Annotated in this window: 15 protein-coding genes and 1 tRNA gene; 8 read left to right on the top strand and 8 right to left on the bottom strand. The window is 69.5% G+C overall.

What is annotated here, in order from left to right:
• Nucleotides 1-28 precede the first annotated feature (28 nt).
• The 3 genes from ACFVBH_RS39045 (at nucleotide 29) to ACFVBH_RS39035 (ending at nucleotide 3,089) form a co-directional block, all read left to right on the top strand.
• Nucleotides 29-1,795 (top strand): SDR family oxidoreductase, encoded by a 1,767-nt coding sequence (locus ACFVBH_RS39045; RefSeq protein WP_379011237.1) that lies wholly within the window; start codon nucleotides 29-31, stop codon nucleotides 1,793-1,795.
• A 179-nt stretch (nucleotides 1,796-1,974) separates the two neighbouring features.
• Nucleotides 1,975-2,325, top strand: coding sequence for a hypothetical protein (locus ACFVBH_RS39040; RefSeq protein WP_379011234.1), 351 nt, complete (start codon nucleotides 1,975-1,977; stop codon nucleotides 2,323-2,325).
• Between the two features lie 533 nt (nucleotides 2,326-2,858).
• A complete protein-coding gene (locus ACFVBH_RS39035) occupies nucleotides 2,859-3,089 on the top strand; it encodes a hypothetical protein (protein WP_379011230.1) in 231 nt (76 codons plus the stop codon).
• On the opposite strand, the gene ACFVBH_RS39030 is transcribed toward ACFVBH_RS39035, so the two are convergent.
• The 3 genes from ACFVBH_RS39030 to ACFVBH_RS39020 all read right to left on the bottom strand — a co-directional run bounded on the left by ACFVBH_RS39030 (nucleotide 3,086) and on the right by ACFVBH_RS39020 (nucleotide 5,218).
• Nucleotides 3,086-3,583, bottom strand: a complete 498-nt coding sequence (locus tag ACFVBH_RS39030) for a hypothetical protein (protein WP_379011226.1) — start codon at nucleotides 3,581-3,583, stop codon at nucleotides 3,086-3,088. The two genes, ACFVBH_RS39035 and ACFVBH_RS39030, sit on opposite strands and share 4 nt — an antisense overlap.
• A 3-nt stretch (nucleotides 3,584-3,586) precedes the next feature.
• On the bottom strand, nucleotides 3,587-4,594 hold the full coding sequence (locus tag ACFVBH_RS39025; RefSeq protein ID WP_379011224.1) for a TerC/Alx family metal homeostasis membrane protein: 1,008 nt from the start codon (nucleotides 4,592-4,594) through the stop codon (nucleotides 3,587-3,589).
• Between the two features lie 195 nt (nucleotides 4,595-4,789).
• Nucleotides 4,790-5,218 (bottom strand): nitroreductase family deazaflavin-dependent oxidoreductase, encoded by a 429-nt coding sequence (locus ACFVBH_RS39020; RefSeq protein WP_379011219.1) that lies wholly within the window; start codon nucleotides 5,216-5,218, stop codon nucleotides 4,790-4,792.
• Between the two features lie 116 nt (nucleotides 5,219-5,334).
• On the opposite strand from ACFVBH_RS39020, the gene ACFVBH_RS39015 reads away from it, so the two are divergent.
• A tRNA-Ile gene (locus tag ACFVBH_RS39015) sits at nucleotides 5,335-5,408 on the top strand.
• 4 nt (nucleotides 5,409-5,412) lie between these two features.
• Here the strand turns inward: ACFVBH_RS39015 and cutA are convergent.
• Nucleotides 5,413-5,742 (bottom strand): divalent-cation tolerance protein CutA, encoded by a 330-nt coding sequence (gene cutA, locus ACFVBH_RS39010; protein ID WP_379011216.1) that lies wholly within the window; start codon nucleotides 5,740-5,742, stop codon nucleotides 5,413-5,415.
• Nucleotides 5,743-5,893: 151 nt separating this feature from the next.
• Between cutA and ACFVBH_RS39005 the strand changes: the two genes are divergently transcribed.
• The 3 genes from ACFVBH_RS39005 (at nucleotide 5,894) to ACFVBH_RS38995 (ending at nucleotide 9,416) form a co-directional block, all read left to right on the top strand.
• Complete coding sequence (locus ACFVBH_RS39005) at nucleotides 5,894-8,164, top strand: molybdopterin cofactor-binding domain-containing protein (protein ID WP_379011213.1); 2,271 nt, start codon at nucleotides 5,894-5,896, stop codon at nucleotides 8,162-8,164.
• A 15-nt stretch (nucleotides 8,165-8,179) separates the two neighbouring features.
• Nucleotides 8,180-8,635, top strand: a complete 456-nt coding sequence (locus ACFVBH_RS39000) for a (2Fe-2S)-binding protein (RefSeq protein WP_379011210.1) — start codon at nucleotides 8,180-8,182, stop codon at nucleotides 8,633-8,635.
• Between the two features lie 241 nt (nucleotides 8,636-8,876).
• Nucleotides 8,877-9,416 carry an RNA polymerase sigma factor gene (locus ACFVBH_RS38995; RefSeq protein WP_379011209.1) on the top strand — a complete coding sequence of 180 codons (540 nt, stop codon included), beginning with the start codon at nucleotides 8,877-8,879 and terminating at the stop codon, nucleotides 9,414-9,416.
• A gap of 408 nt (nucleotides 9,417-9,824) precedes the next feature.
• On the opposite strand, the gene ACFVBH_RS38990 is transcribed toward ACFVBH_RS38995, so the two are convergent.
• From ACFVBH_RS38990 to ACFVBH_RS38975, 4 genes are all read right to left on the bottom strand, one after another.
• Nucleotides 9,825-10,235: a VOC family protein gene (locus ACFVBH_RS38990; protein WP_354986943.1), complete on the bottom strand. Its 411-nt coding sequence runs from the start codon at nucleotides 10,233-10,235 to the stop codon at nucleotides 9,825-9,827.
• A gap of 29 nt (nucleotides 10,236-10,264) precedes the next feature.
• Complete coding sequence (locus ACFVBH_RS38985; protein ID WP_354986942.1) at nucleotides 10,265-10,684, bottom strand: helix-turn-helix transcriptional regulator; 420 nt, start codon at nucleotides 10,682-10,684, stop codon at nucleotides 10,265-10,267.
• Nucleotides 10,685-10,721: 37 nt separating this feature from the next.
• Nucleotides 10,722-13,130, bottom strand: coding sequence for an excinuclease ABC subunit UvrA (locus ACFVBH_RS38980; RefSeq protein WP_354986941.1), 2,409 nt, complete (start codon nucleotides 13,128-13,130; stop codon nucleotides 10,722-10,724).
• A gap of 175 nt (nucleotides 13,131-13,305) precedes the next feature.
• A complete protein-coding gene (locus ACFVBH_RS38975; RefSeq protein WP_354986940.1) occupies nucleotides 13,306-13,710 on the bottom strand; it encodes a PaaI family thioesterase in 405 nt (134 codons plus the stop codon).
• 125 nt (nucleotides 13,711-13,835) lie between these two features.
• Between ACFVBH_RS38975 and ACFVBH_RS38970 the strand changes: the two genes are divergently transcribed.
• A complete protein-coding gene (locus ACFVBH_RS38970) occupies nucleotides 13,836-17,201 on the top strand; it encodes a BTAD domain-containing putative transcriptional regulator (RefSeq protein WP_379011196.1) in 3,366 nt (1,121 codons plus the stop codon).
• Nucleotides 17,202-17,253: the final 52 nt, after the last annotated feature.

The raw sequence follows: 17,253 nt of genomic DNA, 5'->3' as shown, positions 1-17,253 counted from the left end.
TCCCCGAACCTTGCCCAGGAGAAGATCGATGACCGATCAACTGACCATCATCCCCGCGAGCGAGCGCCTCGTGCGCAGCGGCGAATTCGAGATCGCCGTCTACGAATACGGCGAGTCGTCCGCGGAAACCATTGTGCTGGTGCACGGCTGGCCCGATGACAATCACCTCTGGGATCGCGTGGTGCCGCTACTGGCCGACCGCTTCCACGTGGTCACCTACGACACCCGCGGGCACGGCCGCTCCACCCGCACCGATCGGACCGAGGACTACCGGCTCGAGCACTTCGCCGCCGACTTCTTCGCCGTCGCCGACGCGGTGAGCCCGGACCGGCCCGTGCACGTGCTCGCGCACGACTGGGGCTCGGTCGAGATGTGGGAGGCGGTGTGCGAGCCGAAGGCGGCCGAGCGCGTGCTGTCCTTCACCTCGGTGTCCGGTCCGAACCTCGATCACCTGGGCAAGTGGGTGCGCGGCGATCTGTCCCGGGGCAAGGTCTGGGGTCCGTTCACCCAGCTGCTGTCCTCGGCGTACACCGGACTGTTCATGACCCCCGGCCTGCCCAAGGTCGTGCTGCGCCCGCTCGGCACCGAGAAGATGTGGTCGCGCTTCGTCGGCCTCATGAACGACACCGCGCCCTCGAACATCAAGTTCGGGCCCGAGTTCCGGCGCGACTTCTTCGACGGCATGCGCATCTACCGCGCGAACATCCTGCCGCGGCTGAGCGATCCGCGTGAGCGCCGCACCGAGGTGCCGGTGCAGCTGATCATCGCGCGTCGCGACGTGGCGGTGCGGCCCGCGGGCTACGCCGACACCAAGGAATGGGCGCCGAACCTGTACCGCCGCGAGGTCGGCGGCGGGCACTGGCTGCCGTTCTCGCATCCGGAACTGCTGGCCACCGCCACCACCGAACTCATTGACTCGCTGCGCACCGGGGAGAGCACGCGCGCGCTGCGCCGGGCCGAAGTCGGCCGGGAGCTGGGGAGCTTCGAGGATCAGCTGCTGGTCATCACCGGCGGCGGCAGCGGCATCGGCCGCGAGACCGCGCTGGCGTTCGCGCGGCGCGGAGCCGAGGTGGTGCTCTCGGACATCAACCTGGACTCGGCCAAGGAAACCGCGGAACTCATTGCGCGCGAAGGCGGTACGGCGCACGCCTATCAGCTCGACGTGTCCTCGGAGGCCGCGGTGACCGAGCACGCCGCCACCGTGATCGCCGCGCACGGCGTGCCGGACATCCTGATCAACAACGCGGGCATCGGGCAGGCGGGCGACTTCTTCGACACTCCCGCCGCCGAATTCGATCGCGTGCTCAACATCAACCTGTACGGGGTCGTCAACGGCTGCCGGGCGTTCGGAAAGGCCATGGCCGACCGCGGTCTGGGCGGGCACATCGTGAACCTGTCCAGCATGGCGGCCTACACCCCGCAGCGCGGATTCTCCGCGTACTCCACCAGCAAGTCCGCGGTCTTCATGTTCTCGGACTGCCTGCGCGCGGAGCTGGCGGGCAAGAACATCGGCGTGCACACCATCTGCCCCGGCATCGTGCACACCAATATCGTTGCCACCACCCGCTTCTCCGGGGTCTCGGCCGCCGAGGAAGCCGCCAAGCAGGAGAAGTTCGACAGGCTCTACGCCGCGCGGAGCTACGGGCCGGAGAAGGTCGCCGAGCAGATCGTGAAGTCGGTGGAGAGCAATCGCGACGTGGTTCCGGTGACGCCGGAGGCGTGGCTGCAGTACCGGTTCAACCGGTTCGCGCCGGCGGTGGCGCGGTTCTTCGCCGCACGGGTGAAGCTGACCTAGAAGTTCACGCGCTGTTCCGCGCCCGCTGCGAAACGCAGCGGGCGCGGAGTCGTATAACCGGGGAGAGGCGGCGGGACGGCTTCGGAATCGGAGTTGTCCGGGCCCGTCGGTGTCGGTAGTTTTCGGCTACGTGGAGGCCGCCCGGCGTCCACGACGGCGGCGAGAGTGCGAGGGAACGAATGGAAGTCCTCTTCGGCCTGGTGTGCATCGGCCTGACGCTGGCGTTCGTGGTCGGGATCATCGTGGCCATCGCCCGCGCGTCCGGCCGCCGTCGCAACGAGCATCGTGACCAGCCCTGGCGGCGCGGCGGGTACTACGGGGCGTCCGGGTCCGGGGGCGCGTACCACCACGGGCACAGCGGCTGTGGCGGGGGAAGCCATCACGACCACGGTTCGTCCGGCTGCGGCGGGGGTTCGTCCTCCGACAGCGGGGGCAGCGGCTCCTGCGGGGGTGGCAGCAGCAGTTGCGGCGGTGGCAGCAGTTCGTGTGGAGGCGGCGGCAGCAGCTGCGGTGGGGGCAGCAGCAGTTAGTAGCGACGGGTGTCGGGCAGAGCCGAGGCGGAGTCCGCCTCGGCTCTTCGCTTTCTCGTTGCGCCGCTGCGGTTTCGGCATCCCGTCGCGTACTCGCCGGCCACGGTTTCGTAAAAGCGCGGCGACGAGAACCTAACGGTCGGGCGGCTTCTCGGAATATCGGTTGTCGGGGACCGTCGAGTGCCAGTAGCTTTCGGCTAGGGAGGATGAGCCGCGGTCGCTGACGGCGGCGAGAGTTCGGGGGAACGTATGGAAATCCTATTCGGCTTCGTCTGTATCGGCCTGGTGGTGGCGTTCGTGATCAGCATCATCGTGGCTTTCGTCCGTGCGGGCACGCAACGGCGCAACACCCAGCGGCGCAACAACCAATGGCGGCGCGCCGGGTCCTACGGGGGAGGCGGCGGCAGCAGCAGCGGATGCGGTGGCGGCAGTAGCTGCGGTGGCGGGAGCAGCTGCGGTGGCGGGAGCAGCGGTTGCGGTGGTGGCGGCGGTGGTGGCTGCGGCGGAGGCGGCGGCAGTTAGCCGCGAGCGCCATGGAACTCGTCTTCAGTCTGCTGTGCATCGCGTTGGTGCTGGTGGTCGCGGTCTGCGTCATCGCGATGCTCGACGAGCGCAGCACGCGGCGGCGGAATCGGCGCTGGGAGCGCGGTGCGTATGGCGCGGGCAGCGGCGGGCCGTCCGCCCACGCCGGCTGTACCACAGGTGATTTCAGTGATCACGGTGGTGACAGCGGCGGGGGCGGCTGCGGCGGGGGCGGAAACTAGTCGCGGAGCGCCTGTTCGATCTCCGCGACCCTGGCCTCGGGAATGCCCCACGGCCGGTCGACGCCCACGACGGTGTCCATGTTCCAGAGCACGCACTGCTCGCCGGGGCGCGCGACCATCGACCAGGCCACCACGGTCCGGCGCAATTGCTCCGCGACGGGTTCGGGATCGGCGTTCTTGCCGGTGCCGAACCCGTCGCCGTCCGGGAAATGGTGCAGGAACTGCCCGTAGGCGTCCCGGCAGAAGCGTTCGTACCGTTGCGTGCACAGGATCAGGCCGTGCCACGCCTCATCGACCGAATGCGAGGGCATGCCGATCACCTGCGAGTCGCGCAGGGCCGCCCCGCAGCACCGCAACCACTGTCGCAGACCGGTTTCCACCAGGTCGCGGGGCTGCCAGGGGCACGTCTTGAAGACCGCCTCGGAGAGTACGAGCGAATCGACGGCCCGGTTCATCTCGTCGAGGCCGGGCCGTCGAAAACGTTGCAGGAGCATGACTCACGGTACGTCGGCGGTCTTACCACCGCGAGTGGCGCGCAGGCTGGTCAGGGTGACGGTCGCCAGCACCACCACGATCACCACCAGCGAGGCCGCGGTCGGGATGGTCGGCACGCCCGCCCAGACGCCGTGCGCCCAGTGCAGCACCAGCTTCACGCCGATGAAGGCGAGGATGATCGCCAGGCCGTAGGCCAGGTGCACCAGTCGCGAGAGCGCGGCGTGCAGGACGAAATACAGTGCGCGCAAACCGAGTAGGGCGAAAGCGTTGGTGGCGAACACCAGGAACGGGTCACCGGTGACGCCGTACACCGCGGGCACCGAGTCGACGGCGAACACCAGGTCGGTGGCCATGACGGCCGCGACCACCAGCGCCAGCGGGGTCAGGGCGCGGCGACCGGCCTCCCGGACGGTCATGCGGGTGCCCCGGTAGTCGTCGGTGACCGGCATGAACCGGCGCAGCAGCCTGACCGACTTCATCTCCGAGATGTCCACGGCCTGTTCGTGTCCGCTCATGGCGTCGGAGAGCAGCTTGATCGCGGTGATCAGCAGGATGACGCCGAACAGCAGGAACGCCCAGTCCAGGGTGGCCAGGGCGGCCGCGCCCAGGGCGATGAAGATGCCGCGCAGCACCAGCGCGCCGGCGATGCCGTAGAGCAGAACGCGCTGGGCCAGGGCGGCCGGGACCGCGAAGGCGCTCAGCAGCAGCATGAACACGAAGAGGTTGTCGACCGAGAGCGATTTCTCGAGCAGATATCCGGTGAAGAACTCGACGCCGATCGTGGAACCGTTACTCGCCCACAGGTATACGCCGAAGGCGACCGGGAGGGCGATGTAGAAGACGGTCCAGCCGATGGCCTCGCGCATCGAGACTTCGTGCGGGCGGCGGGTCAGTGCGAAGTCGAGAACCAGCAGCGCCAGCACGACGCCGATGGTGCCCGCCCACAACCAGGGCGTGCCGATGGATTCGACGCCGGCGGAACTCGCCAGCAGGGATACGGAGGTACTCAAAACGGGGTCTCCTCAAGCGCGGTCAAGCGGCTTGAGGTCTCCTTCACCCGTATTTCAGGGCAACCACCCGGGGTTCGCGATGGCGCGATCCGTATTGACCGGAATGATTCGTGGGAAGTACTCCCCTCGCCGGACAGGATAGCCGAGCCTTAGCTCACCTGTCCAGTTCGAGGGGATTGCCCCGGTCGGCGCTCGCTATCGCGGAGTCAGCACCACCACGGCCAGCTGCCGTGTCGTCTTCTTCTGATATTCCGCGTACCGCCCCTGATTGACCTTGTCGACGATCGCGAAGCGACGCGCGTAGTCCGGGTCGTCCGGGTACGTGGCCGTCGCGACGACCGGGACCCGCTTGGTCCCGACCTGGATCTCGACCTCGGGCTCGGCCTTGACGTTCGCCAACCACCCCGGTGGCCGCGACGATCCGCCGTTGGAGGCGGTCACCAGGTACGAGTCCCCGTCCCGCCCGTAGGTGAGCGCCGAGGTCCGCTCCTGCCCGGTCTTCCTGCCGACGGTCCGCAGCAGCAGCGTCGGGTTCCCGAACAGCAGCCGGTGCCCCACCAGCCCCCGGCTGTTCTCGTACAACCACTGATGCCCCCGCAACACGTTCACGAACAGCGAAGCCACAGCAACCTCCATTCCCTCGATCCGCCTACGACACACCAGGTTCCCCCGCGGCCGAGTAGGCAACGCCACACTCGAAGCGGTACCATCCCATCGCCCGCAGCTTCCCGCCGCGGTCAGGGGCGGTAGCTCAGTCGGTTAGAGCCGTGGACTCATAATCCATTGGTCGTGGGTTCGAGCCCCACCCGCCCCACTCACTATTCGGCCAGGGTCGAGTCCAGGACCCACTGCCGGTACCCGGGATGTGCCTCGGACACCGGGACGGCCAGGACCTGGGGTACGTCGTAGGGGTGGTGTTCGTTCGCCGCCTCGATGATCGCGGGGACCAGGGAACGGCGGGTGTGCAGGAGGGCCAGGGCCTCCTCGGCCTCCTCGACCTCGCCTTCCCAGCGGTAGATCGACCGCACGCCCGGGATGATGTTCCCGCACGCGGCGAGTCGTTTCTCCACCAGCAGCCGGGTGAAGTCCGCGAGCTGGTCCTCGTCGGGGCCCGCGATCGATACGTCTACAAGCTCATCTGCTGCCATGGCGGCAAGTCTCCCTCGAGCCGGGCGGCCCCGGGTGCTGCTCGAGGACCCTCCGTCACAACGACCCGGTGTGTCCGGCAGTTTCGGGCGGTGCGCCGCGCGGGCGTGTTCCTGGGCCGATCCGTGCTGGTGATGGCCTAGTTTTCCAGCTATGGCGGTAGCGAAGAAGCGGTCGGCCGGGTCCGTCGATGCCGCCGTGTACCGACCGGGAGTCGAGCGCCGGAGGTTTCTGACCTATCTACTGGCGGCGCCGACGGTGACGATCGCGGGGCGGTTCGTCGCCGAGGGGGAGTGGGCGGGGGTGGCCGGGGCCGCGCCGGTGGCGGCGGCCGGTCGCGGCGAGATCATCGACCTGGGGGAGCTGGCGCGGTTGGGGACCATTGCCACCGCGCCGCTCATGGTGTTGACCGTCGGGACGGACGGGGGTGCGCGGTTTCTGCTGCCGCGGCTCGAGTGCGGGCAGGGGATCGCCACCGGGGTGGCGATCATGATCGCGGAAGAGCTCGATCTGGAGGTGGATCGGGTCGAGGTGCAGCTGGAGCGGGCTCGGGGGGAGTTGGTGGCCAATCAGTTGACCGGCGGGTCCACATCGACTCGGGCGCTTTACGATCCGGTTCGGGCTCTCGCCGCCACCGCGCGACGGCGGCTCGTGCAGGCCGCCGCGGACCGGTGGGGAGTCGCGGCGGACTCGGTGCGGACCGAATACGGTGAGGTTCGGGGGCCAGGGGGGCTGCGGTTGGGGTACGGCGAGCTGGCCGGGGCCGCCGCGGACCGGCGATACGTGGGGATCGTGGGTGCGCCGAAGCCGGAGGCCGAGCACACACGCATCGGAAAGCGGCATCGGCGCAACGACATTCACGACATCGTCACCGGCAGGGTGAAGTACACCATGGACATCGCGGTGGCGGGAGCGCGGCCGACCATGGTGCGCCGGCCGCCCACGGTCAACGGCGGGGTGGCCTCGTTCGACGAGCGGGCCGTGCGGGCCATGCCCGGCGTCATCGACGTCGCGGTGATCAGCACCGGGATCGCTGTCGTGGCGGAGACCTTCGGGCAGGCGTGGGCCGCGAAGGACGCCATGGCCGTCGAATGGACGGCCGGGTCCATCGATGAACGATCGGACGCGGACATCTTCGCCGAACTGCACGCCTCCACACCGGCTTTCGTCGCGCCGCCGGTGCGCAACGCCGCGCTCGGAATCGACTATCTGGAAGCGGAATTCGACTGGGCGTACGTGAACCACGCACCCATGGAGACGAACTGTGCCATCGCCGACGTGCGGGCGGACCGGGCCGAGATCTGGTGCGGGCTGAAGCTTCCCACCGTGGCGCGGGCCGCGATCGCGGCCGAACTCGGGTTGCCGGCGGACCGGGTCACGGTGCACGTCGTGCAGGCGGGTGGCTCCTTCGGGCGGCGGATGTATCACGACGCCGCGCTGGAGGCGTGCGAGATCTCGAAAGCCCTGGGCATGCCGGTCAAACTCATGTGGACCAGGTCCGATGACATGCGGCACGGGCGTGCGCGCCCGGCCATGCACCACAAACTGCGAGCCGTGCTGCACCGGGACAAGGTTGTCGGGTACGAGCAGCGGGTCGCGGCCGCCACCTGCGACGAACTGATCGGGTTCGACTCCTTCGTGCACGAGTCGATCGCGAAAGGACTTTATCCACCGGTCAATTGGCTCGCGTCACAGGCTCTGTTCCAGCTCGAAAACTCCATTCCGTACGACCTCGGACTGGTATCCGAGGTCATGAACGAGGTGTCGATCGACTACCCCACCGGCATGTGGCGGTCGGTGTACTCCGGTCCCGCCCGCGGCGTGGAAGAGATCTTCATGGACGAGATCGCCGACCGGATCGGGGAGGATCCCGTGCGGTACCGGCTGCGAGTTCTGAAGGACCGCTTGGACAAGCAGGTGGTCGAGCAGGTGGCGCGGGTGGGCCGGTGGACCGAACCGATGCCGTCCGGGCACGCGCGGGGACTCGGATTTCACGCCGAATACCGCTCTCGCACAGCCTGTCTGGTGGAAATGGATGCGAGCGACCCGGCCCGTCCCCGGGTGACCCGCGCCGTGATCGCCGTCGACGCCGGCACCTGCGTGAACCCGAGCGGCGTGGAGAACCAGCTGCTGGGCGGCCTCACCGACGCCATCTCCACGGTGCTGCACGCCGGTCTGCACATCGAGAAGGGACTTGCCCTGGAGGGCAGCTACTCCCAGTTCCACTTTGCCCGGCAGCGCGATTCGCCGCTCGAAGTCGAGTTCATCCACCTGCATTCCGGTGGCCCGCCCGGCGGGGTCGGCGAACTCGGCGTGCCCGCGGCCGTCGGCGCGGTCGCCAACGCCTACGCCCGAGCCACCGGAAAACCGGTGCGCGGCTTCCCGGTTCTTCGCGCAGTCGACTTCACCCCCTTCCCACGCTGAACCGGAGGCTCGCACATGCCCGAGTACACGTTCGTCGTGAACGGAGAATCCGTCACCGTCACCGCACCCGCGGACCTGGCCCTGCTCTGGGTGCTCCGCGACACGCTCGGCATCACCGGCCCGAAGTTCGGCTGCGGCATCCAGGTCTGCCACGCCTGCACCTCCCACCTGGACGGCAAAGCCATTCAGCCGTGCGTCACCCCCGTCCGCGAGGTCGCGGGCAAGACCGTCACCACCATCGAGGGCCTGGCCGACGGCGACACCCTGCACCCGGTCCAGCGGGCCTGGATCGAGCAGGACGTACCCCAGTGCGGCTACTGCCAGCCCGGCCAGATCATGGCCGTCGCGGCGCTGCTGGCCGGCGGCGAACCGCTCACCGACGAGGACATCGACCGGATCGAGAACGTCTGCCGGTGTGGGACGTACTTCCGCATCCGGACGGCGATCAAACGGGCCGCCGCACTGAGCTAGCGGCCGGGGGGTCGGCGTCGAGGGGCTGCGGGCGATGTCCGCCCCGCGGCCTGCCTCGGATCCGAACCACCCCCGATGCGGCCGAATCCTTTTCGCCGCGGATCCCTCTTATGAGTGCCCGGACATCGAGGCCCGGGCACGGACGAGAGGGATCTGATGACCGTCATTATTGTTGCCGGGGTGGTCGCGGCGGTTGCGGTGTGCAGCTGCGTCGTGGTGCTGCGGAAGCGGAGGGGGTCTCGTGGGTAGCGCGTGGCCGGCGGCGGAGATCGTTGTTGCCGCGCAGGGTGGGGACGAAGCCGCTGTCGCGGCCTTGGTTTCCGGTGCGCACCCGCATGTTCGGCGGTTCGCGTTCGCGTTGTGCGCCACGAGCCAGGACGCCGAGGACGCGGCGCAGGACGCCATGATCGTGCTGTTTCGCAAGATCGGGACCTTGCGGGCCACTGCCGCTCTGGCCTCCTGGATGTTTCGGATCGTGCGCAACGAATGCCTGCGACGTGTACGCGAGATAGCAAGCGGGAGTGAGCAGTTCGTCGACGTTCCGACCTCGTCGGCGGAGGACGACGTGCTGGTCCGGCTCGAGGTCGAGCGGGTGGCCGCGGCCATCTCGGCCCTGCCCGCCGATCAGCGGCGGGTGCTGATCATGCGGGACGTGCAGGGGCTGCCGGGAAGTTTCGTGGCCCGGGCCACGGGGCTGAGCACGGCGGCGATGAAATCGCGACTGCACCGGGCGCGGGCGGCGGTGCGGGCCGAGCTGAACGGTCAGGGGGCGGGTGAGTGAACGGGGCGAGCGCATCTGGCGCGCCGTCGTTCGCGAGCGCCTCCCTGACCGCGCACCTGGTTCGGGGAATCGTGGGATTCGGTTCGCTCATCGCGTCATTCGCGCTGATACCGGTTGCCGGCGCGGTCGCCCTGCTGCTGTTGCCGGTGGGTGTAGTGGCTCTCAAAGGCTGCCCGGCCTGCTGGGCTATCGGGCTGATGCAGACGATCTCCCGCGGCCGGTTGCAGCGATCCTGTTCGGACGGCGTCTGCCATCTGACCGTGCGGCCCGAGGCAGATTCGGGTACTCGGCGCACCGGGTAGGGGCTCCCCGGCGGCTCGGGGCGACATCGCGGCTGCGGAGCCGAGCCGTCGCGCCGGGGGTGTTTCCTGATCGGAGCTTCTCGGCGGCACCGGGCAGTGCCCCGGCTCAGGGCACCTCGCTGATCCGGATGTGATTGCCCGCCGGATCGCGGAACGCGCAGTCGCGGATCCCGTACGGCTGGTCCGTCGGCTCCTGGATCACCTCGGCGTCGGCCGCCACCAGGCGTTCGAACAGGGCGTCCACGTCCTTGGTGGCCAGGACCACGGTCGCGTAGGTGCCCTTGGCCATCATCTCCGCGATCGTACGGCGCTCGTCGTCGGTGATGCCGGGATCCGCGGCCGGGGGGTGCAGGACGATCGCTGTCGAGGGCTGGCCGGGCGGGCCGACGGTCAGCCAGCGCAGGTCGCCGTATTTCACGTCATTGCGGACTTCGAAGCCGAGGGCGTCGCGGTAGAAACCGAGGGACGCTTCGGGATCCGTGTGGGGCAGGAAGCTCGAATGAATCGTGATATCCATGGCAATCACCGTATGTCCGGGAGCTGGGGTTACTTGTTTCTGATCGGGCGAGTCACCTTTTTCGTGACACACGACGGCATTTCCGGGGCCGCCGGGGCGTGCTGATCGCGATAGGCGCTGGGCGGGACGCCGACCAGCTCGGTGAAACGGGTGCTGAAGGTGCCCAGCGACGAACAGCCCACGGCGAAGCAGACTTCCGTCACGCTCTGCTCGCCGCGGCGCAGCAGGGCCATGGCGCGCTCGATGCGGCGCGTCATCAGGTAGCTGTAGACCGATTCGCCGTAGGCGGCCTTGAACTCACGGCTCAGGTGACCGGCGGAGATGTGCGCGTCGCGCGCCAGGGCCTCGACGTTGAGCGGCTGCGCGTACTCGCGGTCGATCCGGTCGCGAACCCGCCGCAGGCGGGTCAGCTCGCGCAGGCGCTGCTCCTCGGAGGATGTGCCGGTCACCTGCGCGAGCTTACCGTTCGGGCCGCGTCCGGCCGGGTCAGCGTTTGCGCGCGGCCTTCTTGGCGGGCGCCCCGACGTAGGCCGCGAGGTGCTCACCGGTCAGCGTCGACCGGGCCGCGACCAGGTCGGCGGGCGTGCCCTCGAAGACGACCTTGCCGCCGTCGTGGCCCGCGCCCGGGCCGAGGTCGATGATCCAGTCCGCGTGCGCCATCACCGCCTGGTGATGCTCGATCACGATCACCGATTTGCCGGCGTCGACCAGGCGGTCCAGCAGGCCGAGCAGGTTCTCGACATCGGCCAGGTGCAGGCCGGTGGTCGGCTCGTCGAGCACGTAGACCCCGCCCTTGTCACCCATGTGCGTGGCCAGCTTCAGGCGCTGACGCTCACCGCCGGACAGCGTCGTGAGCGGCTGCCCGATGGTCAGATAGCCCAGGCCGACGTCGGCGAGCCGGTCGAGGATGGCGTGCGCCGCCGGGAGCTTGGCCGGCCCGTCGCCGAAGAACTCCAGCGCCTCGCTCACCGGCATGGCGAGCACCTCGCTGATGTCGCGGCCGCCGAGCTTGTAGTCCAGCACCTCCGCCATGAAGCGCCTACCCTCGCACACCTCGCACGGTGTCTCCACACCCGCCATGATCGCCAGATCGGAGTAGATCACCCCCGCGCCGTTGCAATTGGGGCACGCGCCTTCGGAATTGGAGCTGAACAGCGCGGGCTTGACGTCGTTGGCCTTGGCGAACGCCTTGCGAATCGGTTCCAGCAGGCCGGTGTACGTCGCCGGATTGCTGCGTCGCGAACCCTTGATCGCGGTCTGGTCGACCGACACCACGTTCTCGCCCGCCGGAATGGAACCGTGTACCAGCGAGCTCTTGCCCGAACCGGCGACACCGGTGATCACCACCAGCACGCCCAGCGGGATGTCGACGTCGACGTTCTGCAGATTGTTGGCGTTGGCCTTGCGGATCTCCAACGCGCCCTTGGGTTTACGCTCGGACTCCTTCACCGCCGCCCGGTCGTCGAAATGCCGCCCGGTGATCGTGTCACTGCTGCGCAGCCCGTCCACGGTGCCCTCGAAACACACCGTGCCGCCGCCCTTGCCCGCGCCGGGGCCCAGATCCACGACGTGGTCCGCGATGACGATCGTCTCCGGCTTGTGCTCGACGACGAGCACCGTGTTTCCCTTGTCCCGCAGGCGGATCAGCAGCTCGTTCATGCGCTGGATGTCATGCGGGTGCAGACCGACGGTGGGCTCGTCGAAGATGTAGGTGACATCGGTGAGCGCGGAGCCAAGATGCCGAATCATCTTGACGCGCTGGGCTTCACCGCCGGACAGCGTTCCCGAGGGCCGGTCCAGGGACAAATAGCCCAGGCCGATCTCCACGAACGAGTCCAGCGTCTTGGACAGCGCCTCCAGCAGCGGCGCGACGGACGGTTCCCGCAGCGCCCGAACCCATTCCGCCAGATCGCTGATCTGCATGGCGCAGGCGTCGGCGATGCTGATCTTCTTGATCTTCGACGAGCGCGCGCCCTCGGTGAGCCGGGTGCCGTGGCAGTCGGGGCACACGCTGAAGGCGACCGCGCGCTCCACGAACGCCCGGATGTGCGGCTGCAGCGCCTCTTTGTCCTTGGACAGGAACGACTTCTGAATCTTCGGGATCAGGCCCTCGTAGGTCAGATTGACCCCGTCGACCTTGACCTTTACCGGCTCCTTGTACAGGAAGTCGTTCATCTCGCGCTTGGTGAACTTGCGGATCGGCTTGTTCGGATCCACGAAGCCGGACTCGGCGTACACCCGCACGGTCCAGAAGCTGTCGGACTTCCAGCCGGGAATCGTGAACGCGCCCTCGGCAAGGGATTTGGTGTCGTCGTAGAGCTGGGTCAGATCGATGTCGGAGACCTTGCCGCGGCCCTCGCAGCGCGGGCACATGCCGCCGACGATGCTGAAGCTGCGGCGCTCACGCGTGGTGCGCCCGCCCTTCTCGATCGCGACCGCGCCCGCGCCGCTGATGGAGGCGACGTTGAACGAGAACGCCTGCGGGGAGCCGATATGCGGCTTGCCGAGGCGGCTGAACAGAATGCGCAGCATGGCGTTGGCGTCGGTGGCGGTGCCGACGGTGGAGCGCGGGTCCGCGCCCAGGCGCTGCTGGTCCACGATGATCGCGGTGGTGATGCCGTCCAGGACGTCGACCTCGGGACGGGCCAGGGTGGGCATGAAGCCCTGGACGAAGGTGCTGTAGGTCTCGTTGATAAGGCGCTGCGACTCCGCGGCGATGGTGCTGAACACCAGCGAGCTCTTACCCGAGCCGGACACGCCCGTGAACACTGTCAGGCGGCGCTTGGGGATCTCGATGCTGATGTCTTTCAGGTTGTTCACCCGCGCGCCGTGGACGCGAATCATGTCGTGGCTGTCGGCCAGGGGCAGCGCAGCCGTCTTCGTGGACCTGCTCATCGTCTCTCCATCCCTCTCGCGGGCCGCCTGCGCGGTCTCGTCGGAGTCGCCCGGCTCGATTCAACCACTCCGGAACCGGGCGCTTCGTCATCGACAACGGTAGGGGCGATGTACGGCGGATGCTTCTCGATTCCTGACCGGCTGAACGGGGCGGATCGGGAGAGACGATCGCGGGCTAGAGCACGGCCTGGGTCTGGGTGACCTTGGCGAGGAGCTTGCCCGCGTCGTCGTGGATCTCGGTCTCCACCACGATGAAACTGCGGCCCGCGTGCAGCGGCCGCGCGGAGGCCGTCGCATGGCCGGAGCGCAGGCCGCGCAGGAAATTGGTCTTGGATTCGACGGTGGTGGTGCCCTGCGCGCCCTCGGGCAGGTTCAAGAACGCGCACACCGCGGCGGTGGCATCGCCCAGGGACATGAGCGCGCCGCCGTGCAGTGCGCCGCCGAGCGTGCACAAGGAGGCGTCCCAGGCCAGGCGGGCGCGCACGAGTTTCGCGCCGTGTTCGAGGACCTCTATGCCCAGGCGCTCGCTGAAGGGCATGGTCGCGAAGAACTGGGCGCCGACGGGATCGATTTCACTCATGGCACCGAGCGTGCCGCACGCCGGGCCGCCGGTCGATTACTTCCGGGGTAATGGGCCGCGCTTCGGGCGCGGCCGCGCGGGGCCGGGGATAACACCGCAACGTCCGGTTCTGCGAGACTCGCCGGGTGCGGGTTGGTGTGCTGGGTCCGGTTCAGGTGTGGACCGATGAGGGATCGACGGTCGAGATCGGCGGGGCGCGGGTGCGCATGCTGCTGGCCAGGCTCGCGCTCGAAGCCGGGGGGACGGTGCCGGTGAGCGCGCTGATCGATGGACTGTGGGGGGAGGATCCGCCCGCCGAGGCGGCCGGTGCGCTACAGGCGCTGGTGTCGCGGTTGCGTAAGGCGCTGCGCGGGACGGGCGAGGTCGAGTTGGCGGCCGGCGGGTATCGGCTGCCCGGGGTGCGGGTCGACACGGTGGGGTTCGAGGAGCTGGTGCGGCGCGGGCGGGGGGAACTGGCGGCGGGCCGGGCCGCCGCGGCCACGGCCGCGCTGACCGAGGCCCTGGGACTGTGGCGCGGGCCCGCCCTGGGCGATGTGCTGGACGCGCCGTACGCGGGCGCGGTCGTGGCCCGGCTGGACGACCTGCGGGCCGCGGCGCTGGAGGATCGGTTCGACGCCGAACTCCGGCTGGGCCGCCACGGTGCGGTGCTGTCCGATCTGGATGCCGCCGGTGCTGCGCATCCGCTGCGGGAACGGCTGGCCGCGTTGCGGATTCGAGCGCTCGCCGCGGGCGGCAGGCAGTCCGACGCGCTCGCGGTCTACGAGGACATGCGGGAGCGGCTCGGCGAGGAACTCGGCATCGATCCGTCGGCCGAATTGCGGGACACCCACCTGGCGCTGTTGCGCGGGGAGCTCGAAACACCCTCCGCGCGAAAGGAACCCGCCGGAAGTGCGCTGCCGGCGCGGCTCACCAGTTTCGTCGGGCGGGAACAGGAGTTGGCCGCCGTGGCTGGGCAGCTCGCGGCGGCGCGGCTCGTCACGCTGGTCGGTCCGGGCGGCGCGGGCAAGACCAGGCTCGCCCTCGAGGCCATGTCGCGCCGGGCCGGGGAGCCGGTGTTCTTCGTGCCCCTGGCCGAGGTCGGCACGCCCGACCAGCTCGCCGACGCGGTCTCCGGTGCGCTGGCCGCCGCGGACGGGCCCACCGGCGCGGGCGCCACCCGGCTCACCGAGCTGCTGGATGTCGGTGCGGCCGTACTGGTTCTGGACAACTGCGAGCACGTGATCGCCGCCGCCGCCGAACTCGCCGCGCACCTGCTGGCCCGGCTGCCGCTGCTGCGCATCCTGGCCACCAGCCGGGAACCGCTCGCGATCGACGGCGAGACGCTGTGCCATGTGGGACCGCTCCGGGTTCCGGCCCGGGCGCTGGATCCCGAAGCCGCGCAGCGCAATCCGGCGGTCCGGCTGTTCCTGGACCGGGCGGCCGCCGTGCGTCCCGGCTTCACCCTGGACGACCAGAACCTGAACCCGGTGCTCGAGATCTGTCGCCAACTCGACGGCATCCCATTGGCATTGGAGCTGGCCGCCGCCAAGCTGCGCGCCATGGGCGTCGATCAGATCGCCCGCCGCCTGGACGACAGGTTCCGGCTGCTCACCTCCGGCAGCAGGACCGCTCTCCCGCGCCAGCGCACCCTGCTGGCCCTGGTGGAGTGGAGCTGGGACCTGCTCGAGGAGCCGGAGAAGCTCCTCGCCCGCAGGCTCTCCTACTTCCCGGCCGGGGCTACCTTGGAAGCCCTCGAAGCGATCTGCGCCGACGCGGACCTGCCCGCGGGTGACATCCTCTACGTCCTCGGCGCACTGGTCGAGAAATCCCTGGTCACCGTCTCCGGCGACGATCAGCCCCGCTACCGGATGCTGGAAACCATCCGCGCCTACGCCGCCGACCGCCGGGCAGAGGCGGCCGAGGATCTCGCCCCGCGCTTCACAACCCACTACCTCGCGCAGGCGGAGGCGGCCGAGCCCGGCCTGCGCACCCGCGAACAGCTCACCGCCATAGCCTTTTTCGACGCCGAACACCCGAATCTCGTTCTCGCCCTGCGAACCGCCCTCGCCGCGGCCGAATCGGAAGAGAATCGGCCGGATCGGACCGTGCGCGGAGGTCACCCAGGGCTTGCGAGCGAGTCGGCCGGTGAGATCGCCGGTGACGACTCGCATGCGGTGAGCCGGGGCAATCCGAGCGACACCTGTCACCGGCGCGACCCCGCGGTTCGGCCGGTGGTGTCGGATTCGCCGAACGGCCGGGATGGTGTGGTCGGCGCGGACCTACCCGGCGTTGCCGAATCGGGAAGTTGCCTGGCGGCCCGATTCACGCGGGCGCTGTTCTGGTACTGGGGGATTCGAGGGATGAGCAGCCGGTTCGAGGCCGCGGTGGGGGATGTGTTGCGGTTGGAGTTGCCGCCGGATGTGGCGGCGGCGTTCCGGGTCATCAGGCTGATGGCGGGCGCTCCCACCGGGGAGACGGAGGCCGTTCGAGAACTCATCGAGGACTGTGTGCGCACGGGGGCGCTCGAGTTTCATCCGGCGTTGCCGCTGTGGACCTCGCTGGTGGCGTCGGGGGCGGGGGAGGACGAGCTGGCCGAGCGGCAGCTCGCGCAGGCGGTGGGGCGGTCCGATCCGTGGGTGCGGGCCAGCGCGCATCTGGCGCGGGACCTCGCGCTGACCGGGCGCGGGGAGCCGATCGCCGGGGCAGCCGAGCGGCGAGAAGCGTTGCGGGCGTTCGAGATCACCGGGGAGCGCTGGGGGCTGGGGGTAGTGCTGCTCGGGATCGGGCGGGCACACGGGCTCGCCGGGGAACACGAGCGGGCCATCGCCGCGTTCGCCCGGGCCGTGGCGCTGGCCTCGGAAACGGGAATGGAAGACGACCTGTTCGTCAGCCGGGCCGAACTCACCCGCGCGCGGATGCGGGCCGGAGACCTCACCGGGGCCGCCGCCGACATCGAAGCGGCACAGCGCCAGTCGGAGGAACTCGGCTACGCGCGGCTGTGTGAGGTGCTCGGCTTCAGCCGCGCCGAAGCGTATCGCCGCACCGGCGAGGTGGAGCGGGCCGACGCCGAACTCGACCGGCTCGAACAGCGGATCGAGCGGCTGCCGCTCCCCGAAGTCATGGCTGTGAACCGCATTTCGATAGCCCGCCTGGCCAACCACCTCACCGCTCGCCGCCCGGAGCAGGCCCGGGAATTGCTTCCCGCCGTGATCGAAGGCGCGTTCCACGCCGGTGACGTCGCCGCGGTGACCCAGGCCCTGGCCCACGCCGCCGAGCTCCTGGCCGAACTCCTGTCGCACGAGTGGGAATTCACGGCGTCCGCGTCCGCCCTGGGCCTGAGCGAAGCAATCCGCGGCGAGTTCGACCACGGCGAACCCCAGCTGCGCACCCTCACCACCGAACTCACCTCTCGACTGGGCCCGGAACCGTTCCGCACCGCCTACGACCGCGGTGCGGCCACACCGCGCACCGTGGCAATCGACCAGCTGCGGGCGGCCCACGCCGAACCCTGAACCGAAGCGATCGCGCACCGGCGCGGCAAGGGGTCGCCGCGGCGCGTTCGCG

The organism is Nocardia sp. NPDC057668 (assembly GCF_042799795.1).
GTDB lineage: Bacteria > Actinomycetota > Actinomycetes > Mycobacteriales > Mycobacteriaceae > Nocardia.
The sequence above is the reverse complement of the archived record's forward strand: the minus strand, read 5'-3'. Positions and strand labels throughout refer to the sequence as shown.